The organism is Cryptosporangium arvum DSM 44712, assembly GCF_000585375.1.
Lineage (GTDB): Bacteria > Actinomycetota > Actinomycetes > Mycobacteriales > Cryptosporangiaceae > Cryptosporangium > Cryptosporangium arvum.
In genome coordinates, this window is sequence record NZ_KK073874.1 from 7,470,184 (window position 1) to 7,494,126 (window position 23,943).

Here is a 23,943-nt window from a genome sequence, read left to right on the forward strand (position 1 = left end):
ATGGCGGGGACCTTCCCGGACGCCCTGGACGATCTCCTCAACTGCTTCCGCGAGTTCGAGGAGTGGTTACCGGGCATCCTCGGCGAAGTACTGAAGCTGATCGTCGACATCCCCGACGCCGATCACGACAAGATGTTCGAGATCGCGACGACCCGCGCCCAGCTGACCGAGGTTCTCGCCACTTACCAGGAGCAGGTCGGCACCACCGGCGTCGAGATCCTCAAGCAGTGGAGCGGCGACGACGCCGGCGGCGCCGCGGGCTTCAAGGCCAAGTACGAGCGCCACATGAAGATCTCCGACGCGGCGCTCGCGGGCAACGCCGACCTCGCCGAGCTCATGGCCTCGGCCGCGAGCAACGTCGTCGTCGCGAAGGTCTCGGCGCTGTTCGACCTGTTCGATCTGGCGATGGCGGCGTTCAGCGCGATCATGGCCATGGCCACGGTGGTCGGGGCGCCGGCCCCGGTGAGCCTTCCGGTGGCCTACGCGACGGCGCGGGCCGGCATCACGAAGGCCGCGAAGGAACTCATCGAGAAGATCGCCAAGAAGGGCGCGGAGAAGGAGTTCCGCGACGTCGGCGAGATCCTCGGGGACGCCGCGAAGTCGATGAACCCGTTCGTCCGCCGGCCGGGTAGCCCACCGATCGTCAACTTCACCAAGGACGTCGGGAAGTACCTCGCCGACCGGAACATCCGGAAAGCGGCGAAGGAGGCAGCGGAGAAGGCCGCGAAGGAAGCGGGCGAGAAGCTCGGGAAAGAAGCCGGCCAGAAGGCCGGGAACGAGGCGGGCAAGAAGTCGTTGCTCGACAAGATGGGCGGCCGCCTGGCCGGTGAGAACGCGGCGCGGGCCGCCCGGAAGGCCGCAGGCGGCAAGATCGACCGTTTTGTCGACGCCAACCGCATCGCCCGTAACGCCGCGGACGGAAAAACCGCGCGGATCGCCGCGATCGGCGCAAGGGAAGCGGAGCAGAAGGCGGCCCAGGCGGCCCGAGAAGCGGCCGAGAAGGCGTTCCGGGACCTGAAAACGGGCAAGGGCAAGGCGTTCGCCAGCGAGCTGGGCAAGGCCGGGTTGGAATCGGCCAAGCTCAACGCGCGCGAAGCGCTCAAGGAAGTCGGCACGGGCAAGGTCGTCGCGGCGATCGCGGAACAGAACGCGCGCGCGGACGCCGGGTTGGAGAGCAACTGGGGCCAGGCCCTCAACCCGTTCGGCAGCGAATACGGGCGCATGAACGTGGTCTCCGTGGTGGCCGAGGAGGCCGCGGCCGGATTCATCAAGGAGGCGCTCCCCGGCGCCGGGGACTCCGCACTCGGCGGCAGCCTCAAGGAGGGCATCGCCGCCGGCGCCGCGTCGGTCGGCACGTATCTCCTGGACGACCCGAAGAGCATCACCGACTGGGCTCTCGGTGACGGCAAGGGCCTGGAGAACGCGGCCAGCGAGGCGCTGTCGGAGCTCACGGGCAGGCCGCGGGAGTCGTACGCGAACATCCAGTCCGAGGTGGAGGCGAGCCTCTCGTGGGAGGCCGCCACGGCGGAGGCGAACGCGTCGCCGACGGCCGCCGCGACGACGCTCGATGCGGGTTCGCCGACGTCGGCCGACCCCGCGACGACGACGGCGGGGATGGACGGCGGGTCGCCGACTTCGAACGCGGGGTCATCGAACGCGGGGTCATCGAACGCGGGGACTTCGAACGCGGCGTCTTCGAACGCGGCGGGGACGTCTTCGGGGCAGGGTGGGTCGCAGGGTGGCGGCTCGAGCCGTTCCGGCGGCGGAGGCTCGTCGTCGGGGGCGGGGGGATCGTCGGGTGGGTCATCGTCCGGTGGCTCGTCCTCGTCGGGTGGCTCCTCGGGTGGCTCGTCAGGTGGCTCCTCGGGTGGCTCCGCCGCGAGCTCCTCGGCGGGTGGCTCGTCGGGAGCGGAGGGCTCTTCCTCCGCGGCGAGCCCGACATCGTCCGCGGATTCGTCGGCGGCCGGGACGACGACCGGTGGAGAGGCGGCCCCAGCGGCAGAGGCGGCCCCAGCGGCGGAGGCGGCCCCAGCGGCGGAGGCGGCCCAGTCCACCTCGGACTCGGACTCCCCAGCCCCAGCCGACGTCCGCACCGATGCCGTTGCGGGCGAGGCGAGCGCCCAGCAGTCCACCGCGGATCAGCCGACCACCGACACGGGCGCACCGAGCGACGCCGCCGGCAAGGTCGAGTCGACCACCTCCGACAGCGCTCCCCCCGAAACCGCTCCCCCATCGGACTCGGCGCCTCCGACCGACCCCACGGCCCCAGCCGACCCCATCAGCCCGACCGACACCACACCGTCGAACGACACCGCGCTTCCAACCGAAACCGCGCCCCCAACCGAAACCGCGCCTCCAACCGACGCTGCACCGTCGAACGACACCGCGCCTCCAACCGACGCGGCACCGTCGAACGACACCGCGCCTCCAACGGACACCGCACCGTCGGTCGAGGTGTCGTCGTCGACCGAGATCGCTCCCTCGGCGGAAGCTCAGCCGGCGGCCGAGGGAACGACGTTCGCGGGCGCGGACGCCGCTCCGCCCCCCGACACCGTCACCGCCGACACCATCACCGACTCCGCGCCCGCAGCCGAGGCCGGGTCTAGCGACCAGCGGTCCACGTTCGACTCGGCGCCGGACACCGGGACCGCCGATCAGTCCTCCCCGTTCGACTCCGGACCGGGTGACTCCCGGGACACCACACCGCTCACCGACGCACCGTGGCCGGACGACGCCACCAACAGCACGCCGGACCCCACGACCGGCGACCAACCGGGCGAACCGACCGACGAACGAACCGGCGAACCGACCGGCGAACCGGTCGATCAACCGGTCGACCCCGCCACCGGCCGGACGGACACCACCTCGCCGCCGCGGGACCCGGGGTCGATCCCGCCGCCGGTCGTCGGCGCGGAGACGTCCGACATCTCCATGCTCTCCGCGCAACCACCCACCGCCCCACCGGCCCGGCCGCCCGCGCTCACCCCGCCCGATCTTTCCCACCCGCCCCGCACCCCCGAGGAGCACCGGCACCGCGAGCTGCTCGCCGGGTTCCTGACCCCGGCTTCGCTCCAGGCCCGGGTCGACACCGAACGAGCGGCCGCGGTCGACCTGCTGCTCGCCACGGGCGCCGCCGAACCCGTTCCCGGCGGCCGGTTCGGCCCGACGCGCCGTTCCGACGACCGCTCGGCGGCCACCGTCGAGACGGAGCCCGCTCCCACCGACCCCGACCACACCGACCCGACGCCCCTCGACCCCGAGAACACGCCGCCGGTTGCCCTTACGAACACCACCCACCCGGCCGACGACGCCCCGCTCGAAGTCCGGTCAGAGGACCCGAACGACCCGGTGTCCGAACCGGACCCAACAGCCGAATCAAACCCGGCCACAGAGCCCGACCCGGTCACAGGATCCGACCCGGTCACAGGATCCGACCCAGCCACAGAACCCGACCCGGCCACAGAACCCGACCCGCTCACCCCCGCCGAGCCGGCCGTCCACGACCCCGACACGATTCGCGCCGATCCCTCGGTACTCGCCGGACCGGCCGTCGTCGACGAGTTCGCCGCGGCGGCCGAGGAGCACTTCGCCGAGCTCGCGGGACGCCCGGCTCCGGCCCGCGCTCCGAGGCCCCGCACCGTCGCACGGTGGTCACGCAGCCTCTCCCGGACGCATCCGGAGCTCGCCGCCGCCGTCGCCCGGCAGCAGGAACTGACCGAGGCCATCCAGGCACTCGGCGATCCGAAGCGCCGCCAGCTCGTGACCCGCTGGCGGCGTTACCGCCTGCGCGCGCGGCTCCGCCGGGCGGCCCTGCACCGCTTCGTCCTCGAGGACAGCGTCCGCCGCCTCCACGGGAAGATCGCCGACGCGATCGACACCGGCCGGATCGACCCCGCCACCGCCGAGACACTCCAGACCTTGCTCGACGCCACCGCCCCCACCCCGGCCGACACCACCACACCCGCCCCGGCCGACGCCGACGAACCGACCACCGACACCGACACCGACACCGACACCGACACCGACGAACCACCCACCGACGCCCTCGATCCCCGGCTCGAGCAGCAGATCATCCACGACCTCTACCCCCCGGCATCCGACACCGCCCCCGTCACGCCGGCCCGGACCGGCACGCCGCCGGACCACGATCTCGAGGCCCTGCACGGCACCCCGGACCGGAGCTTCCGCGTCGAGCCGGACCCGGCCGAGGACCCCGCCCGGGCAACGGCCTCCCCGGACGACGCCACCCGCCTCGATCCGGTGGCCCTCCGCGCGGACCCCTCGCTGCTCTCCGATCCGGCCGTCGACGCCGCGATGAAGAGCCGGTCCGCCCGCTACTTCGCCGACCGTGCCGGAGCGCGCGCCCGGGCCCGCAGCGTGTTCGAGGCGCTGGCGCAGCGCAGGCACGAGCTGGAGACGGTTCAGGACGAGGTTCGCGAGCTCGAGGCCGGTCTGCGGGAGCTGCGCGACGTGGAGCTTCCGCGGCTGGAACGGGCCATGGACGACGCCATGGACCGGGCGAACGGGATCCCCGACGGCGACGTGGTGATGGCGCGCTCGCCCGAGCAGTGGGAGGAGGACCGCGACTGGGCTCTCCGCAACGCCGAACGCTGGGCCGGAGCGCTCGTTCACGCGCTGGACCGTGTGAGTCCGCGTCCCTCCGGTGAGGCCAACGCCGGGCAGGCGCGCCGCCTGGCGTGGCGTGCGCGGCAGGAGACGCTCTGGCTGGCCGTCGCCCAGCGCTTCGCGGCCGCCGATCTCCTGGCCGGTGTCTACGAGGCCCGGCACGCGGCCGCCCTGACCCAGCAGGAGTCGGACCGGGCCACCGAGGCCGTCGCCCAGGCGGAGCTGGTCGTCGACGATCTCACCCTCCGGGTCGAGGCCGCGCAGCACCGCGCCGCGCTGGTCAGCGACGCCGTCGGCCTGCTCGAGGCGAGCCTCACGCCACCCCAGGACCCCGCCGCGCCGAGCCGGCCGGACATCGCGTCGATCTGGCGTACGCAGAACGCCGACGCGGCGGACGAACCGATGACCGTCGACGACGTCCTGGCCGCCGACGGCATCGACCCGGCCTTCGCCGCCCAGGTCTACACCGAGCTCCCCCGCAGCGACGACCCGCGCACCGGTCACCTGACCCCCCAGCGGGTCCACCAGTTCCAGCTGATCGCGGCGCTGCTGCACGACGGCCGCATCCCGCTGCGCCCCCGGACCGGGCCGTGGTTCGTCCGCATCAACGCGTTCGGTCAGTCCCTCGACCCGGCCCGGAGGATCAACTGCACGGACGCTCGCCGGGCCGAGTTCTGGACGCACTTCGGCGTTCCGCTGGTGGCCGCACCGACGGTGCGCACCGACTACGTCGACGGCAACCCGGACGACGTCCGTCACCCGGGTGGGCGCCGCTCCACCGACGAGGCGACGACCGGTGCGCGCTACCAGGAGGTCGTCGCGTTCCAGGACGACGACGCTCCCGACTCCCCGGAGTCCGCCCAGGCCCTGCGGGACGCCGAAGCGCGAATCAGGAGCGCTCTCCTCGCCGCCGGTGACGGCGCGTTCGCGATGCTCAGTCCGGCGTGGCGCTCGGGCGGCGGGCATGCCTGGTCGGCCGTGAACGAGGACGGCCGCATCGTCTACCGGGACGCCCAGAACGGCGTTCACGGCGAGACCTTCCCGTTCGAACCGGCCGAGATCCGCTACCTGGACATGCTGCTCGTCGACGCCGAGCGGCGACCCGTGGCGGTCGACGGATTGCCGCTCTCCTACTTCAGCGACGCGTCCCAGCCCCGCCCGCCCGGCTACGAGCAGCTCTCCCCCTCCCACTCCCGGCCGAGCGCGCCCGTGGCCCCGGAGATCGGCTCGCCGCGCGAGGTCGCGGCGAACGGTCCGCTGGACCGGAGCATCCTCGGTCATCCGCTGGTGCGCGCCGATCCGTCGCTGGAGCAGACGCTCCGGCGGGTCGTCGCGCGGCACCTCGACGCCGACCGCGCCGACGCGCAACCGCTCCGCGACCGGCTGACCGCGCAGAAGCGGCAGCTCGACGGCTTGCGAGCGGGTCTTGCCGCCCTGGAAGCCGGCCGTTCCGACGACGAGGCCTCGTTCCGGTCCCAGCTCGACACCGCGCAAACCGCCCACACCGACGCCGTCGCCGCGCTGGACCTCGCCACGCAGAACGTCGCGCGGTACCGCCGGGAATCGACGGAGCTGCGATCGGCGGCCGACCGGATGGCGCCCGACGAAGTGCGCCGGCGGGCCGCGGCGCTCGACGCGTCCCTCGCCGAGTGGGAGCTCGCCGAGCAGCGGTCCGCACAGGCCGTCGACACGGCCACCCGGAGCCTGGACGACGCGCGCTCGGCCTTCCGGCGACACTTCCCCGGCGTCCTCGAGACCACCGAGGCCGTCGCCGCGACCACGGACGCGATCGACGCGACCCGCCGGGCGCTGGCCGAACCCGCGCACCGACTCCTGACCGTGCTCGACCCGGAGACACTCCGCGCCGACCTCTCCGTGCTCACGGAACCGGCCGTCCGCGCCGAGTTGGAGCTGATCTCCGATCGCTACTTCACCACGGCGGCGCAGGCGCACGACCGGCTGCGGGCTCTCGCCGCCGAACTCGCCGCCGACCGGGAGGAACTGGCGGGCCGACGGCACGAACTGATGCAGCACGAGGCCGCGATCCGTTTCTGGACCGACGAGGTGCCCGACATCGAGGCCGCGTTGGACGAGGCGCGTGAGCGTCTCGGCGCGGCGAACACCGCGAAGGATCGGGCGGAGGCCGCGGCCGCCGGCGCGCGCGGCGACGCCCACCGGTTGCGTGAGAACGAGCAGCGCTACCGCCGGCTGGCTCGGTGGTCGCGGCTGGCCAGCGCGTGGATCGTCTCGAGGCTCACCTACCGGGCCCAGACGGCGGAGGCCGCGGCAGCCGACGCCGACCGCGCTGCCCACCGCCACGACCAGGGGGCCGCCGCGGCTCAGGAGGCGGTGGCCGCCGCCCGGAGGAGCCTCGACGAGCTCGTCGACCGGCTCACCGCGGCCGGTCTGTCGGTCGAGCACCACACCGAAGTCCAGCGCGACGTCCTCATCCGCATCAAGCAGCTCGAAGTCGTGATTCCGGCGGCGGAAGCGCGGATCGTCGCCCCGGAGTCCGACGATCGGCGCCACGGTCACTCGCCCGGCGCTCCGATGACCGTCGACGACATCGTCCTCGCCGACGGCGTCGACCCCGCTCTCCGGCAGCGCGCGTACGACACCTTGTACGGCCGGGCGGGGGTGGTTCCGCCGCGGTCGGACCAGCTGCTCCACCTCGGAGCCACGCTCGGCGAGCACGGTCGGCTGCCGGTGCACGCCCGGCCCCGCACGGCGACCGCCGCGCCGGGCCGCGCGCAGGTCGCGGACTGGTGGCAGTGGAACGGCGTCCACGCCGTCGCCGCCCGCACGCCGGCCGAGGACGACACCGGCCGGGCCGCGGTGGAAGAGGCGACCGGAGGCCGGTTCCAGGAGCTCCTTCCGGACCGGGAGCACCCCGAGGATGCTCTGCGGGAGGCCGAGCGGCAGCTCCACGAGACGCTGCGCTCGGCGGGCGCCTCCGCCTACGTCTTCGTCCGCACTCGACCGGGCTCCGGCGACGAGCAGGCGTGGAGCGTGGTCGCCGCCGACGGGGGGATCTGGTACCGCGACCTGCGCAGCGGCGCCGAGACCGACGTCTTCCCGTTCGGACCCGACACCCGGTTCCTCGATCTGCTGGTGACCCGCGGCGCCTCGCCTGTCGTCGTCGACGCGTTGCGCTTCGCCGACGACCGGAGCGCGTCGTCGCACTTCGACGGCCTCGTCCGGGACCGGGAACAGCTGCGTATTCTGCTCGACCTGCTCGGCGACCAGCGCCGTGACCTCGAGTCGATGCGCCGGGACCTGTCGGCGATCACCACCGAGCTGACGACGCGCGAAGCGTCGATGCCCGGCCTCCGCGAACGCCTGGACATCGCGGCCGAGCGCGTCGCCGTCGCCGCGAGGTCCATCGCCGGCCTGGAGCGTCGGATCACCGAGATCACCGTCGCGGACGGGGACCCCGGCGAGCAGATCCGCGCCCTCCGCCGGACCCATCCGCTCGTCGACGCCGCGATGGACGCGGTGGCGGAGCTCGTCCGGGCCGGAGCGGACGTCGAGGAGCTCTCCGACCGGCAGGACCAGGTGCTGGCACGCGCCACGGCCACGAGCCGGGCGATCCGCGAGACCGAACGCCGCCTCCTCACGCTCACCGCCCGCGCACCACGCACCGCGCCAGCCGGAACCGACGTTCCTTTACCGGCTGGAACCGACGTCCGGTCGTGGGCGGACACCCCGGCCGCGCTGCTCCGGCAGCCCGGCGCGCTCACCCACCCGGCGGTCGTCGCCAGGCTCCACGAGGTCAGCGCCCGGTACTTCGCGGACGTGCGGGACCAGCGCCCGCACCGCACCGTGCTCGACGAGCTCGCCGGCCGTGCGGCGGCACTCGCCACGCTCGGCCAGGATCTCCGGCAGCTCGAAGCGTCCACCGACGAGGTCGACGTCCTCCGCGCCGCCGTCCGCGCCGCGGAGGTGGCGGTGCGGGCGGCACACGCCGAGTACCGGAGCGCGACGCGGATCGCGGAGCAGTTCCGCACCACCGCGGGAACGCTCACGCGGGAGGCGGCCGGGCTCCACGTCGCGAACCCGCCCGCTGCTCACGACCTGCGCACGCGGGCGGTCCGGCTCCGCGACCTCGCCGAAGCCTGGGAGCGCAGCGTCACCGCCGACCGTGTCGTCGACCGGGCCGACGACGCCGTGGCCGCGGTCGGGGACCAGCCCGGGCCGCTCGCGGACCGGCTCCGCGTCCTCGTCGAGCGCGCGGACGCCGTGCGCGCCACGGCGACGGCGACCGGAGCGCTGCTCGGCCCGTCACCGACCGACGACGCCGAGGCCGTCAGCCGTGCGCTGCAGACCGTCCTCGCTACGGCCGAGACCGCGATGACCGCCGCGACCGGCCACCTGAACCAGTCGAGAAGTGCGGCCGCGCGGTTCCGGCTCGCCGACGACGCGACGACGGCGACGTCCGAGGAGCGGCTCCGGGCGGCGGTCGAGGCGTGGAACCGGATCAGTGAGGACGCCGCGGCCACCGTCGACCGCGCGGCCCGCCGTCTCGCCGAAGCCCGGGCGGCCGTCCGGGACCACCGGTCGCTGCCCACCGAGCCGGCGGACACCGGCGCGCGCGACGACGACCTCACCGCGTCGGAAACCGAGCCGGGCACGACCCGGTGGGACCTGGCCGGTCGGCCGTTGACCATCGACGACGTGCTCGCCGCGCCCACGGCCGACCTGGACGCGGTCGCGCCGATCCTCGAGCATCTTCTCGGCCCGCAGGATCCGCGCTCCGGGCAGGAGATCGCGCCGCTGGCGCAGTACCTGCTGCTCGTCGGCACGGCGGCCGGGCCCGGCGGCACGATCCCGGTCCACGTGCTCTCGGCGCAGACCCTCGCCCTGATCAATCCCGATCTCGCTCTCGACCCGGCGCGTCGCGTCAACTGCGTGGTCGCCCAGCTGGCGGCGTCGCTCACCTGGAGCGGCGTTCCGATGGTCGCCGGGCCATCGCTGCGCGTCGACACCGGAGACCCGGACGCGCGCCGCACGGTGGAGCGGATCACCGGCGCCCGGCTCCAGGAGCTCGTGCCGTTCGGCTCGCCGTCGGACGACGCACTGCGGGACGGCGAGCGACGCTTCACCGAGGCGCTGCGCTCGACCGGCCCCGGCGCCCAGGGGTTCCTCTACCCCGCATGGCGTGACGGCGGTGGACACGCCTGGAACGTGTTCAACGACGGCGGACGCCTCGTCTACGTCGACGCGCAGACCGGGCAGCGGACCGAGACGTTCCCGTTCCGTGCCGCGCAGCTCGGCTTCCTGGACGGTTTTGTCCTCGACGCCGGCCGCGCTCCCGTGGGGATCGAGGAGGCGCCGCTGTCGTTCTTCGGCGACCGGCACCTGGCCGTACCCGACGCGTACCGCTCCGTCGTCGACGCCGCTCCGGCCGCGTCGACCCCGGTGCCCGGTTCCACCGTCGACGCGCGGGTGGGCTCCGGGCCCGCCGCACCGATCGACGTCGAAGCGCTGCTCGCCGACCCCCGCGCCGCACTGGACGATCCCGAGCTGCCCGAAGCCCTGCACCGGACCGCCGCCGCCCAACTCGCCGGGCTGCCGGTCGACGAACGGGTCGTCGGGGAGACCGCCGGGTATCTGCAGCGCCGGGTGCCGGTTCTGCTCACCGAACTCCAGAAGCAACGGCGGCTCGCGGACGAGGCCGCTGAGCGGGCCGCCCGTCGCGCCGAGCAGAAGCGCGAGCTGACGGCCCGGCTCAGCCCGGACCCGTTGGCCGACGACGACGTTCTCCAGCACACCATCGGCAGCGCGCAACGCGACGAAACCCGGGCGCGCCGGGAAGAGCGCACGGCCGGGGAGCGCGTCGCGGCACTGCGCACCGGGCTCCGCCTGCTGCTCACGGTGCCCGCCGATACGCCGTCGGCCGGCTCCGGATCGACGGATCCGCGAGCCGCGCTCGACCAGCTGCTCGACGCGTTCGCACGGTTCGACACCGAGTCGGGGGTCGCCCCGGGCCACCCCGCGGAGTTCACGTCGGTGGCCGGAAGGATCTCCGAGCTCCGGCCGCTGCTGGAGGAGGCTCGCCGGACCCACGACGAGCAGACCGTCCGGATCGAGCAGCTGACCGCGGAGTACCGAACCGCACGCGACCAGGCGGCCGCGGCGCAGCAGACAGCGGAAGACTCCGGCCGGACGGCCGACGACTACGGCCGGTGGTCCCGGAAGGCTCATTCGGCGGCACTGGGCACCGCGGAGCAGGCGAACAAGATCCGGCTGTTGAACCCGCTGCGAGCCCGCCAACTGGACCTCGAGACCGGTGAGTACAACTGGCTGGTCAGGTTGGACGAGCGGATCTGGGCTTTCTCCCGGGCGGACGAGCTCGAGGCCCGGGTCACCGCGGCCCAGGAGAGCCGGCGGGCCGAGCGGGCCGCGACCGAGCTGGCCGCGGTCGACGCGACGCTCCAGCAGCGTCGAGCCGACCTGACCGGGCACGGTCGGCGGTTGGCGACGGTGCTCGGCGCACTTCACCGGGCTCTCTCGCAGGACGGTCATCCGGCGATCGCCGAACTGGTCGGCGCAGCGCGGGCCGCACTCGACGAGATGGCGACCGCCCTGCTGTCCACGCCGGACACCTCCACCGCCGCTGAGTTCGACGGGATGCTGGCGGAGGCGCGGGCCCGGTCCGCCGCCTCCGCCGAGGCGCTCACGGCAACGGCCAGCGGTTTCGACCTCTCCCGCTGGCAGTCGAACCAGCGGGAGTGGATCCACCGGCGACGTGTGCAGGCGCGTCGTCACCGGCCGCTCGGAGCCGCTGATCCGAAGCCGTCGGAGACCGAGAGCGACGAGCGGGAACTCGACGAGATCACGGCGCTCGTCACCGGCCTGCGCAGCGAGACCCGACCACCGGCGCTCCCGGAGGCCGTCGCCGAGCCTCCGGCCACCGAGGTCGGCCCGGCCGACCTCCAGCGGTCGCTCGACGCCCTACGCGACGCCATGGCTCAGTTCGAGGCCCGACACGACGAGGTCGGTCTGGACAAGTTCGCCGCGTTGACGCCGGCGGTCGCGGCCCTCCGCTCCGCCGTGACGCCCGCGGCGGAGCGAACCGGCAACGAGCGAGTGGTCCAGCTCGTCGCACTGGCGGAGGACTACCGGACCGCGCTGGACCGGGCTCAGCAGGCCCGGCGCACCGCCGACGAACGTCACCGCGAGATCAGCGACGAGCACAACCCCTGGATCGCCCACCTCACCGACGCGGCTGCGGGCCGGCAGGCACGCGTCGACGACGGGTCCGTCAAAGGGCTCGAGGCTCGGCGTCTCCGCTCGGAAGCGCGCGTACTGCAGCGCTTGGTGGACCGGGCCGAGACCGAGCGCAGCCAGGTCATGGAGGACGCGCGGAGCGCCGGGAACACCGCCACCGCCGAGGCCGGCACGGCGGCCGACGCCGCCGCGGTCCTGATCGCACGGCTCACGCCGGACGTGCTCGAGATCATCGGGAACCAGGCCGCGCGACCGGCGACGCCGCGCGACCTCCCTACCCTGCTCGCAGGTCTCGACGCGGCCACGAACGATCCGGCAATCACCGATCCCGAGGTGCGGGAGCTGCTCCGCGACATCCGGAGCACTCAGGACCGGCTGACCGTGCTCGATTCCCGGCCTGCCGACGTCGAGCCGGAGCACCGACGCGACGCCGAGGACGCCCGGCGGCACCTCGCCGCGCTGATCGCCGGTCTCGACCAGCGCGTCCAGCCACCCGCCCGACCGGCCGAGGACCCCGCCGAAGGACTTCCGGAGCTCGACCGGCTCCAGCGGGAACCCACCGCCGCACTGGCCGACGCGACGTTCCTGGCCGCGGTTCACGACGCCGCCCGGCGCTCCCTTCCGGACGCCGAGAGCCGCGGATCCCGGCTGCGTCAGCTGTTCGACGCCGCCGAAGGACTCGACCGGCAGATCGACGCGGCACAGCGGCCGATGTCCGAGGTGCCGGTCGTCCGCGACCGCGCGGAGCAGGTCGTCGCGATGGCCGGGGAAGCCGCCCGCGCCACGGCCGCGGCGAGCGAGACCGCCGCCGCGGTCGAGCGGCTCGACGACACGATCACCGAGCTCCGGTCGGCCGTCGAGCCGGGCCGGACCCCGCCGCGCGAGAAGATCATCGAACTGCGCGGCCAGCTGCTCCGGGCTCGGCAGGCCGCCACCGAGGCCGCCGAGATCCGCGACCGAGCCGTCCGAGAGTGGACGGATGCGCGTGAGCAGCACGACCGTTACCTGCGCACGGCGGAGGAGAGCGCCACCGCCGCGGTCGACGACGCCCGTCAGCGGCTCGACCGGCTCGTGCGCGAGGTCTTCCCCGACTACGTCGGCCCCGCTTCGTCGACGGAGCACGCCGCGACCGAACCCGCCGCCCCCGACGAGCCGGAGCCGCGCCCCCACGAGGACCTGCGCCGGGAAGCGGAGCAGGTCGCCGCTGAGATCAGCCGGCTCGACGCGCTCGCACGCCTCTCCGCACGCGAGGCGATGGAGGCGGCGGCCACGGCCGGCGAACTCCAGGCCACGATCGCGGAGGCCGAGTCCCGGGGTGAGGAGAACGAGGGGGCCGTCCGCGCGCTGGGCCGCGCGACGCGTCGGCAGGCGGAGCAGCAGAAGCGTGAGTCGGCTGCCCGAGCCGGGATCGGGGAACTGCAGCCTCGGCTCGACCGGCTTCGTCGCCTGATGTTCCCCGGCTCGGCCGCCGTCGCCCCGCTCGGCGACGTGCCGGGGGCGGGACCGGACGCGGCCTGGCTGCGTGATCCCGACGTCGTCACGGCGCTGATCACCGCGGCCGAGCGGCACTTCGACGAACTGCGCACCGGACACGAGGGCCTCTCCTCGGTCGTCGACGTGGTCGAACTCCTCCGGCAGTTGCTCGCCGCGCTCCGGGACGAGCTGCGTCCGCTGCACGCCGCGCTGCGCCGGTCGGACGTCACGCTGGCCACGGAATCGACCGCGGTGGCCACCGCGGTCGCGGAGACCGAGCGCGCGCTGCGGACCGCGTCGGAAACCGCCGACCAGCTGGGCGAGGCCGTGGCCGATCGGGACGCGACGAGCGATCTGATGCGCGCCCTCCGCCATCGGGCAACGACCCAGTACGAGGCCGCGGTCGCGGCGAACTACGACCCGACGCTCCTCGACACGGCCTATCGGCTGAATGCCGCCGCGCTCGAGCGGCACCTCGGCGAACGAACGACGATCGACGACCACAGCAGCGAACTCCGGGCGGTGTTGGCCGGCTCCCTCGCCTCGGTGACCGCAGGAAGCGCCGCGGTCCGGGCCCTGCTGACCGCACGGACGACCCACGACGAACTGTCGGGGCGAGTCCGGGCCACCGCGAACGCGATCGCCGCGATCGAGGCGACGTTGAATCGCGTCGGCCGTCTCGTCGGCCGCTCGGCGCTGGCCGACACGACACGCGAGGACACGCTCCCACCGGCGGCTCGGGACGGGCAGCCACTCGGTCGGGCCGCGGCGGAGCGCACCCCCGCTGAGCGTCGGGAACTGGCGGACGACCCGACCGTCGCGCAAGCCCTCGAGAGCGCACGGACCAGCTACCTGAACCAGCGGCTCGTCGTTTCGCGGGCGGCCGAGTACATGCGCGGGCACATGGTCGCGCTCGTCGACGAGCTCCGCGCGCTCGACGCGGACGCCGACCGGGCCGCCGAGGAGCTGGCCCGCGTCGAAGAGCTCGTCGCCGAGTACCGGGGAGCCCACCCGTCCCCCTCCCGCCCGGCCTGGGACGCGCTGATCGCGACGATCGCGCGCGCCGAGGCCGCCCACGACCGGATCCGCCAGGAACGCGAGCTGGTCGAAGACGAACTGAGCATGTTCGGCGAAGCGCTGTCGCCGAGTGCGCACGCCCATCCGGACCTGCGGACCGTACCCGTCAACTGGAGCGAGTTGCACGGGGGCGCGGCGGCGCCGGCGTGGATGCACCTCGGCCTGGAGCTCGCGCTGGCCGACGAGGACGGCACGATTCCCGCGCGCCCGGCGATCGACGAACGATGGTTGTCGTGGATCGACGCCGTCGCCCGGCCGTTCGACCTCACGCGCCAACTCGACGACGGGGCCAGGGCCCGATGGGCGGCCGTGCGGACGCTGTCGGGCGACCCGCAGGTGGCGGCGGGCACGGCACTGGCCCTCGACCGGACCACGCTGCGGTTGCGCCCTCTCGGTGACTCGCGTGCGGCCGACGAGATCCGAACCGGCGGTCGCTACCAGGAGCTCGTGGCGTTCCAGCACCACGGTTCCGCGGGCTCGCCGGAGACCGAGCAGGCGCTGCGGAACGCCGAACAGCGGGTCGCCGAGGCGCTCCTGGCCGCCGGCGACGGCGCGTTCGCGCTGATCGACGCGGTAGGGCGGGACCGCACCGGAACGGCCGCCTGGGCAGCGGTCAACGAGGGCGGCCGAATCCGGTACCTGAACGCCAAGGAGGTCGGATCCGGGAACCCGTGGCTGACCGACGACTTCCCGTTCGACGCCGACCGGACCCTGTTCCTCGACCTGCTCGTCGTCGGTCCCGACGGGGAGCCGGTGCCCGTCGACGGAGCGCCGCTCTCCGCCTTCAGCGACCGGACCCACCCGCTGCCCGACCCCTACGTCGCCGCCACCGCCGCCGCACCGCCGGCGTCCCGGCCGCCCGACTCGCTCGCTCAGCTGGACCCGAGCCGGCTGCTCGCCGATCCGGTCGGTGCTCTCGCCGACCCGGCCCTGATCGCCGTGCTGTCCGAGGCGCTGGGCCGCATCTACCCCGACGAGCGTGACGCGGACCGCGCGCTCCGAGCTCTGCTCGACGAGGCCGGCGCGATCCGGGCCGAGTCGTCCACGACCGCGAGCTCACACGTCGTCACCGACGCCGAACGCCGCCTCATCGACCTGACCGCGCAGCACGCCGACGCCGCGACCATGGTGACCGACGCCGCGGGCGCCATCGCCCGGCTCGAGGAGGCGCCCCGGGGTGCCGGCCACGAGTCCCGGCTGGACGTGCTCCGAGCGGTCGAGAGCCAGCGCGTCGGCGCACGCGATCTGCTCGCCCGGCAACTGGCCGACGCGCGCTCGGCGCTGGAGACGGTCCGCGGCCTCGCTCGCGACGTCGCGACCGGCCGGCTCGAAGCGCTGCGTCACGAGCTCGCCCGGCTGACCGACACGATCGAGGCCGGTGCCGGCCGCCCGGACGCGACCGGGGCCGACCACCGCCGGCCGGCGGCGCCGGTGGACGTGGAACTGCTGCGTACGGACCCCTGGGCTGCCCTGAACGACCAGGCGTTCAGCACGCAGCTGTTCGACCACGCGAGGCGTTTCCTCATCGCACGGTTCGACGAAGACGAAGAGCTGACGCGCTGGCTCGGGCGCGCACGAACCGATCTGGAGCAGATCACCCGTCTCGAGGAGTCCGCCGCCGAGGCGGAAGACCAGGCCGCCACGATCCGGCGCGACGCCGAGTCGGAGGTCGCTTCCGCGGCCAGGCGCAAGGACGACGCCGAGCAGCGCCGGGCGGACCTCGATCGCGGACGCAAGCGGTGGCAACGGCTTCCGGGCTACCGGCGGCGGCGAGCCGCTGCGGCGGCCCGTGACGTCGAGGCGGCCGCAGCGGCCCTCGACCAGAAGGTCGCGAGGCAGCTGGACGAAGAGCAGCACGCTCAAGACGTGCGGCACGGGGCGGTGGAGCAGCGGGCGGAGATCGCACGGTTGCGGGCCGGCGTCGATCAGCTGGTGCGCGCGCTCTCGCCCGGTACCCACGACGATCCCGATCTCGCCGACGCGCCCACGAACTGGCTGCGGATCAACGCGCCCGCCCACGGGGACGACCCGCTCGCCCGTCCGGCGACCGAGTTCCCGATGGACTTCGCGGACGTGCCCGCGCCCGGGGCCGCCGAGCGTCCGCGACCGAGCACGCTGGCCACGAACCATCGGATGCCCACGCTCGGCGAACAGCTCCGGCTGCTCGTCGCCCTCGTCGCGGCCGGCAAGCACCCGCCGGACCTGGGTCGCTGGGTGTCGCTGGGCAACAGCGCCGGCCCGGTGGATCCGGGCCGGCGGGACAACTGCATGGCCGCGTCCCGGACGTTCACCTCGATCTGGTCCGGCGTCTACGAGGTCGCCCCGGCGACCCACGTCTCGGCCACGCTTCACGGGAGCGACCTCGACGTCGGTTCGCCGGGTGAGGCCCGCTCGGTCAACGAGCAGTACTACGGCGGTCGGTACCAGGAGGTCGTGCCGTTCCAGCCCTCGGAAGCCGACGTCCGGGACGGCCTCCAGCGGGTCACCGACACGCTGCTGCGCTCCGGTGACCGCGCGAACGCCAAGCTCGTCGTGCTCTGGCCGGACGGCGGTACCCACGCGTTCGACGCGGTGAACCAGAACGGCCGCGTCTACTGGGTCGACCTGCAGATCGGGACCTTCACCACCGACTTCCCGTACCCCGTCGACCAGGTCAGCTACCTGGACATGCTCCTGCTCGACCCGGAGAGCCGGCCGGCCGCGGTCGACGGGCTACCGCTCTCCCATCTGACGACCAGGTCCCTTCCGGTCCCCGAGGCCTACGCCGACGCGGCCGCGCTGGAGCCGTCCGCTCCCCCGCCCGGCGACGAGGTGCCCACCCTGGTCCGGGGCGAGTCGTCCGGCGACAACGGCCTCTCGGTTCTCCGCGACCGGCGTCTCTCGCCGCAGGACCGGCTGGCTCTGGTCACCGACGCGCTGCTGGCCGACCCCCGGTTCGAGGCCGACGTACGCCGATCGGTCGACGGCTATTACGCCCGGTTGGCCGCGGCCAACCTGGTGGTGCGCGACCACCTGAAGGCGATGAGCTCGCTCTCCGACCGGATCGACCGGCTCGACATCGGTGTCCAGGACGCTCTCACAGCGATCGACTACGGAGTCCGCCGGATCGCCCGCCTGAACACCCAGCAGCAGGAGGCCCTGGACCGGGCGGCCGCCGCCAGGGAGGCCGCCCGGTTCCGGCGCGAACAGGCCCGCGCGCTGGCGGCCACGAGCCGCGACCTCCGTGCCGCGGCCGACGACCTCTCCGCTCAGGCCACCGACACGTGGCAACCCGGCCGGGCGCACCGGCTGGCGGCGCGGAGCCGCCGCTACGCCGACGAGGCCGCGGCGTACGCGAATCGCTCCGCCGAGCTGCGCTTCGCCGCCCTGCGCTCGGAGCACATCGCGCTCGTCCACGGGGAACGAGCGGGCCGGATCGTCACCGCGGCCGACGACGTCCGGGCGGGTCAGCAGGACGACGCCACCCGAGCCGAGGAGCAACGGGCTCGAGCCGAGGAGCTCCGGCAGGACCTCGACCGCTTGGAACGCGTCATGCTCCCGCAGTCGTTCCGGGACGACGATCTGGCCGACATCCGGGCGGACCCGAACCGGACCGACTGGGGCCGGATGAACCTCCCCGGTCTCGACGAGCCGCTCTGGCACCCGGTCGACCACGGCCGCACGGCGCTCACCGAAGCGATCCCGGCGACCCTGGTCGAGGAGATCGCGCTGCGTGTCGAGCTGTTCCGGGCGACCGGCGAACAGGCGCCGGTGAACCCGCCGGTGCTCGAGGGCAACTGGGTGTTCCTCGGGAACGGCCACGGCTACGTCGACAGCGGACGGCGTGAGAACTGCGTCTACACGGTCCTCTCGTTCTGGAACACGCTGCGCGGACGGCCGGAGGTCGCCCCGCGACTGATGCGCGAGGGCTTCACGGAGTTCGACTTCGACGCCCCGATCCAGCCGTACGCGGACCCGACCGTCCAGGACCTCGAGAGCCGGTTCGGCGGCCGGCTGCAGGAGGTGGTGCCGTTCCTGGACGACGTCGACCCCGGCACTCCGGAGGCCGAAGCCGCCCTCGACACCGCGGTGGCGCGGATCACCGCGGCACTACGCGCGGCCGGCGAGAACTCGATCGCGTTCCTCAACCACGCCTACCGGGACAGCAGCCTCGCCCACGCCTGGGTCGCGGTGCACCAGGACGGGAAGATCCTCTTCGTCGACACCCAATCCGGCGTGGTCAGCGAGAAACTCCCGTTCCGGGCGGCCATCGGGTTCCTGGAAATGCTGGTTCTCGACGCCGGCGACCGGCCGTACCCGGTGGACGGACTGCCGCTCTCCCCGTTCAGCATCGGGGACCCTCCTCCGGGCTACGCGCTCGCCACCGCGACCGCGGGACCGCCGTCGGCCGTCCCGGATCGCATGCGGTCCGGCCTCCAGCTCCGCGCGGGCGACCCGCCTGGCGTACCGGACACCGCGGAGGCCACGAAGGCCGAGGTCCGGGCGTACTTCGCGAACAGCGAACGCCTCACCCGGCTTCGCGACGTCCTCGCCGGGCTGCGGGCGGTCCGCGCCCACAGCGCCTACCTGGAGACGAAAGCCGACTCCGGCGCGCTCGACGAGAACCGCCGCGCCTACCGGCGGATAGCCCTCGCCGCCGGGCTCGACCCGGACACCCCCGTCGACGTGAACTCCGACGTCGGCCGGTTGATGCGGCCGGAGGACCCGGCGGCACGCGTGAGCCGGGCGCCGGGCGCGCCCGACCGGGAACCCGTCGAGGCGACCCGCGGGGAGTACTACCGCCCACCGCTTCGGGTGCACCAGTGGGCGGTCGAGGAGGTCGTCCCGAACGAGGGCGGCGAGTTCGAGCGGCACTTCTCGCTCGTCGACCATCCGGACGTGGTCCCGCGGATCAACCCGGGGCACCAGGTCGACGCCACGTTCCGCGCGAACTGCGCCGACGCGGTCATGGCGTTCATCGACACCTGGGTGTACGGCCGGCCCAGGGTCGCCGCGCCCCTCGCCCGGGACGTCTACTCCGACGACACCGGCCACTACGACCTCGACGAGATCAGGGCCCGGGAATCCCGGCGGGTCCAGGACTGGCTGGGGAGCCGGTTCCAGACCGTCGTCGCGAGGGAACCGGGCAACCCCGCCGCCTCCGCCCGTGGCCTCCAGTCCGTCGCCGACGCCGTGCGCCGGGGCGGGCCCGGCACCGCGGCGGTCGTCACGCTCGACTGGAACGCCGGCTCTCATCTGGTCTCGGTGGTGAACGACCACGGCACCGTCCGGTGGATCGATCCGCAGATCGGCGCAGTGGACACCGAACCGATGTACCGGCCGGACCAGGTGGCCGGACTGAGCATGATCCTGATCGCGCCGGACGGGACCGCCGTCGACGTGCCCGGCCTGCCGTTCGCCGAGAACCTGCCGCAGCTGACCGGCGCCCCGGCCACCGGCGGCGCGGAACCCCCCGGCGGCGCGGAAAGCACCGACCCGCCGCAGGCCGCCGCTGATCTGCTCGACACGTTGTCCGATCCGGCGGCCCTCCGCGAATTCGTCGTCGCGAACCGTCGGTACTACGCGCAGCGCGCGAGGCTGCGGCTGAGCGACTGGGACTACTACTCGTTCGCGGCCCGCGTGCAGCCGGAGATCGAACGCCTCTCCACGGCCCTCGCCACCGCACCCACCGGTGACGAGGGCAGCCGCGACGCGGCGCTCGACCGGGCGACCGACGCGGCGCAGGACACCGCGGTCGCCGCTCACGGCGCCGCCACGGCGGACGCACGCGCGCGACGACTGCGGAGCGAGGCGTCCGATCGCGCCGCGACCACCGGCGAACGACCGGGTGACCGAGCGGAGGCCTACCGCGCCGCCGGGGAGGCTCGGCGAGCCGACGATCTCGCGCAGGTGACCGACGTCGCCGCCGCGCGTGCACTGTCCGGGCTGGAGCCGGCGATCCGGGCGGCGGCCGACGCCGCGGTGGACGCGGCGGCCGGCTCCGACCGACCGGTGGAGGCACCGGCGGCGATCCGGGCGCGGATCGACCAGCTGGTCGCTTCGCTGGAGTTCGTGCGCCGGTCGCTCTTTCCGGAGACCGAGGCCGTGCGGCTGCCGGTCCGGCCCGACACCGGTCCGGCCTGGCGCACCGACCCGGAAGCCGTCCGGCAGCGCGAGGCCGAGGCGGTCGCGTACTACCAGGCCGCTGACCGGATCGAGCGCCTGCACGACGTGTTCCGCGAGGCTCACGACCTCAAGCGACGGTGGGTGAACGCCGAACGCCGGCTGGCCCGGCTCACGGCCGAGCGGCAGCCACTCGCCGACCCCGCCGGGGCCGACCCCGCGACCGTGGCCGACCCCGGCCTCGAAGCGGCCCGGGCGGGGGCCGACCAGGCCCGGCGCGCTTATGAGAACGCGACCGAACCCCACGTCGACGCACTGCGCGAGGCCTACTCGGCGCTCTTCCCGGTCGCCGCGCCGCCCACCGACCTGAGCGCCGCCGACCTGCTCGATCGGATCGACCGCGACGCGGACTTCGGTGAGCTGGTGGGGCCCGAGGACCGGTTCGCCCAGTACCTGCGGACGCCGTCGACCGGCGACCGCGTCCCCGCCGGGTTGCTCTCCCTCTTCGGACCGCACAGCTACCGTCCCCCGCTCCGCCAGCAGGACCAGGCGATCAAAGAGGCGCTGCGCACCCCGGACGGCGGGTACCGCAGACACCGCCCGGTCGCCGACGACGGGTCGCCGGACTTCGTGGACTGGGTACCGCTCCTCAACCCGGCCTGGCGGCACGACCCGTACTCCCGGCTGAACTGCGCCGACGCGGTGCGCAAATTCTTCGACGTCTGGGACGGGCGGGAGCCGTCCGTCGCCGCACCCAGCTCGCGCAGCACGATCGTCACCCGGTCCGAGGCCGAGTCGACGCAGGCCTACGGGCGGACCTGGCAGAACGTCGACGAGGCGTGGCTCGGACGCCCGACCCAGCCGGTCGTCACGGTTCCCGGCGGGACCGAAGCCGATCAGCACCGGGCCGCGATCGACGCGGGCGTCCGCACGATCGTGGACGCGGTGGACGCGGAGGGGCCCGGCGCGAGCGCGTACATCGCGCTCTCCTGGACCGAAGGGGGCGCCGGCCACGTCTGGGCCGTGGTCAACCAGGGCGGATCCGTCAAGTGGGTCGATCCGCAGACCGGCCGCGTCGGCGACGGTCCGTTCAACCGGTCGCTGAGCCTCAGCGGGCTCTGGGTGATCCTGCGCGACGCGAACGGCGTGGCGAAGCCCGTACCGGGGTTGCCCGACCCGGGAACCGACCCGGCCGCGCCGTCCCGCGCCGAGGCCCGCGGCGGCCCGACCGGTGGCGCGACCGGTGGCGGGACCGGTGGCGCGGTCCCGGTCGACCGGATTCGCGAGCTGCACCGGGCCACCACCGCACGCAACCCGCGCACCCGGGAGCGGGCCGTCCGGCAACTGGACGAGTTGCTCGGCACCGAGAACCTGGTCGCACCACGCGTCGACCCGGTCACCGGGGCGCCGGTCGGTGGCTCGCCCGGCTTCGCCGACCGGGTGGCGCAGCTGCCGGCCGACGTCCGCACGATCGTCGAGAACCGCCCCCACGACCGGGCGGCGCAGCGCGAGGCGGCTCTGGGCGCCCGGGCGCGCGCGGTCCGGGAGGCGGCGCTCGACCAGGCGCGGACCGGCCGGGACGCGGCGACGCTCGAACGCGAGCGCGCGCAGCTGACCGCCGCACGGCACCGGCTCGACGCGCGGCTGGCCGCCCTCGCGGCCGGGCAGCCGGATCCGGGACCGGCCACGTCGTCGCCGCTCGCGCTCGCGCAGCGCGCCCGGCAGGTCGCGGAGTCGTTCAGCGGACCGGGGACCCCGTTCACCGACGTCCGCGTCGATCCGGCCGGGACGGTGCGGTTGACCGGCGACGACGGCGAGTTCCGGCTGCGGATCGAGACGGGATCCGCGACCGAGCCGGTGCGGATCACCGTGCTGCCCGACGGTCCGACCCGGCCCGTCGACGCGGCCACGGTCACCGACGACGTCCAGCGGGCACTGCGCGACGCGGTGAGCGGGCGGGCGTCGGCGAACGTCCTCGCCGGTGGCGCTGCCGACGGTCCGATCGATCCGGACGCGTTCACGAGCCGTGACCACCAGCGCCTGGCCGCGATCGGTCAGACGCTGGACCGGCTCGACCAGGCGGCCAACCGGCCCGCCGAGGCGGGCCGGTTGCGGGCCCGCGCACGCGCCCAGATCGCCGCGGCCGGGCTGGCTCCGGCACTCGACGAATCACCTCCGCGGCCCGGCGCGGACCTCGATCCGGACGCGGCCGGGTGGCCCCGTCGCCGGGCGGCGATCGATCCCGGCCTGGCTGATCGGATCGCCGCGCTCGACCCGCAGCCGAACGTCGGGCTCGCGGCGCAGACACAGCGGCTCGCGGTGGTGGGTGACGTCGGGCGTCGCCAGCAGCGGAGCGCGGCGGCGCGGGCCGAGGAGTACCTGCGCGAGCTTCGCGACGGCGTCGCACAGGAGCGGGCGGCGGTACGGCAGCGGGAACAGTCGCTGGCCGCGGTGCTCGGTGCGGGCTCGACGCCGACGATCACTCCCCCGACGCTCCGTCCCGCGTCGCCCGGTGCCACCGCCCCGGCGGCGACTCCGACGACCGGTCCGGCCGCGCCGAGCACCACCGTCCCGCCCCTACGGCCCGCCGCCCCCGCCGCAACCGCCACGCCGGGCAGCAGCGCCACGCCGGGCGTCCCCGCCGCACCAGGCGGACCGGGAGGCTCGGGCGGACCGAGTTCGCCCGGCGGACCGAATTCGCCCGGCGGACCGGTTTCGCCCGGCGGACCGGTTTCACCCGGTGGGCCGCCACCGGGTGGGCCGCCGCCCGGCGGATCGGTTCCGCCCGGTGGGCCGCCGCCCGGTGGGCCGCCACCGGGCGGAAACCCGAACAGTGCCTCCCACCCGGACGGCCCGCTGTTCGGCACCGATCCGTCGGACAACCTCCGCAACGCGGCCTGGATCGCGGAGATCGCCGGTGTCGCGGGCATCACCCCCGCCGGCCGGCCCGGCGCCTTCTTCGTGACGACGAACAACGGCCGTCAGCTGCCGCTCGTCCTCTCCGAAGCGGACGATCTCGCGCCCGGTACGGTCCGCGCGGCCTGGGTGCGCCGGGCCGACCCGGCCCAGCCCCCGATCCTCGGCATCGCGCGCCCGGTACGCGGCCGCCGCGTGGAGGTCCAGATCGAGGTCGCCGCCCAGATCGCGGCCTACGTCGCCGTCGCCACCGGAACCGCGGGCCCGACGAACCTTCTCGGCAGCGGCCCGCCCGACGTCCAGCTCCGCGCCGACAACGCCGCTCCTCGGTTCTCGGCGGCCGACCACCAGGCGCTGGCCCGCGTCCGCGGTACGGCCCGCGCCGTCGACGAGGTCCATCCACTGCGTCGCGGCCCGGCCCGGGAACGGTTCCGCCAGACCCTGGTGGACGCCGCGCTCCTCCCCCTCGACCCGGCCACCGGGGCACTCGACCACACCGCGCCCCGCCTGGCCGCCGCG

At 74.5% G+C, this 23,943-nt stretch carries 1 protein-coding gene (only partly in view); it reads left to right on the top strand.

Annotation, left to right across the window (positions count from 1 at the left end; all coding sequences use genetic code 11):
• Positions 1 to 23,943, top strand: partial view of a toxin glutamine deamidase domain-containing protein gene (locus tag CRYAR_RS34110; RefSeq protein ID WP_035857302.1) — the 5' portion only. 8,847 nt of this gene lie beyond the right edge of the window; the window shows 23,943 of its 32,790 coding nt (coding positions 1-23,943); the start codon lies at positions 1 to 3; its stop codon lies off the right edge, out of view.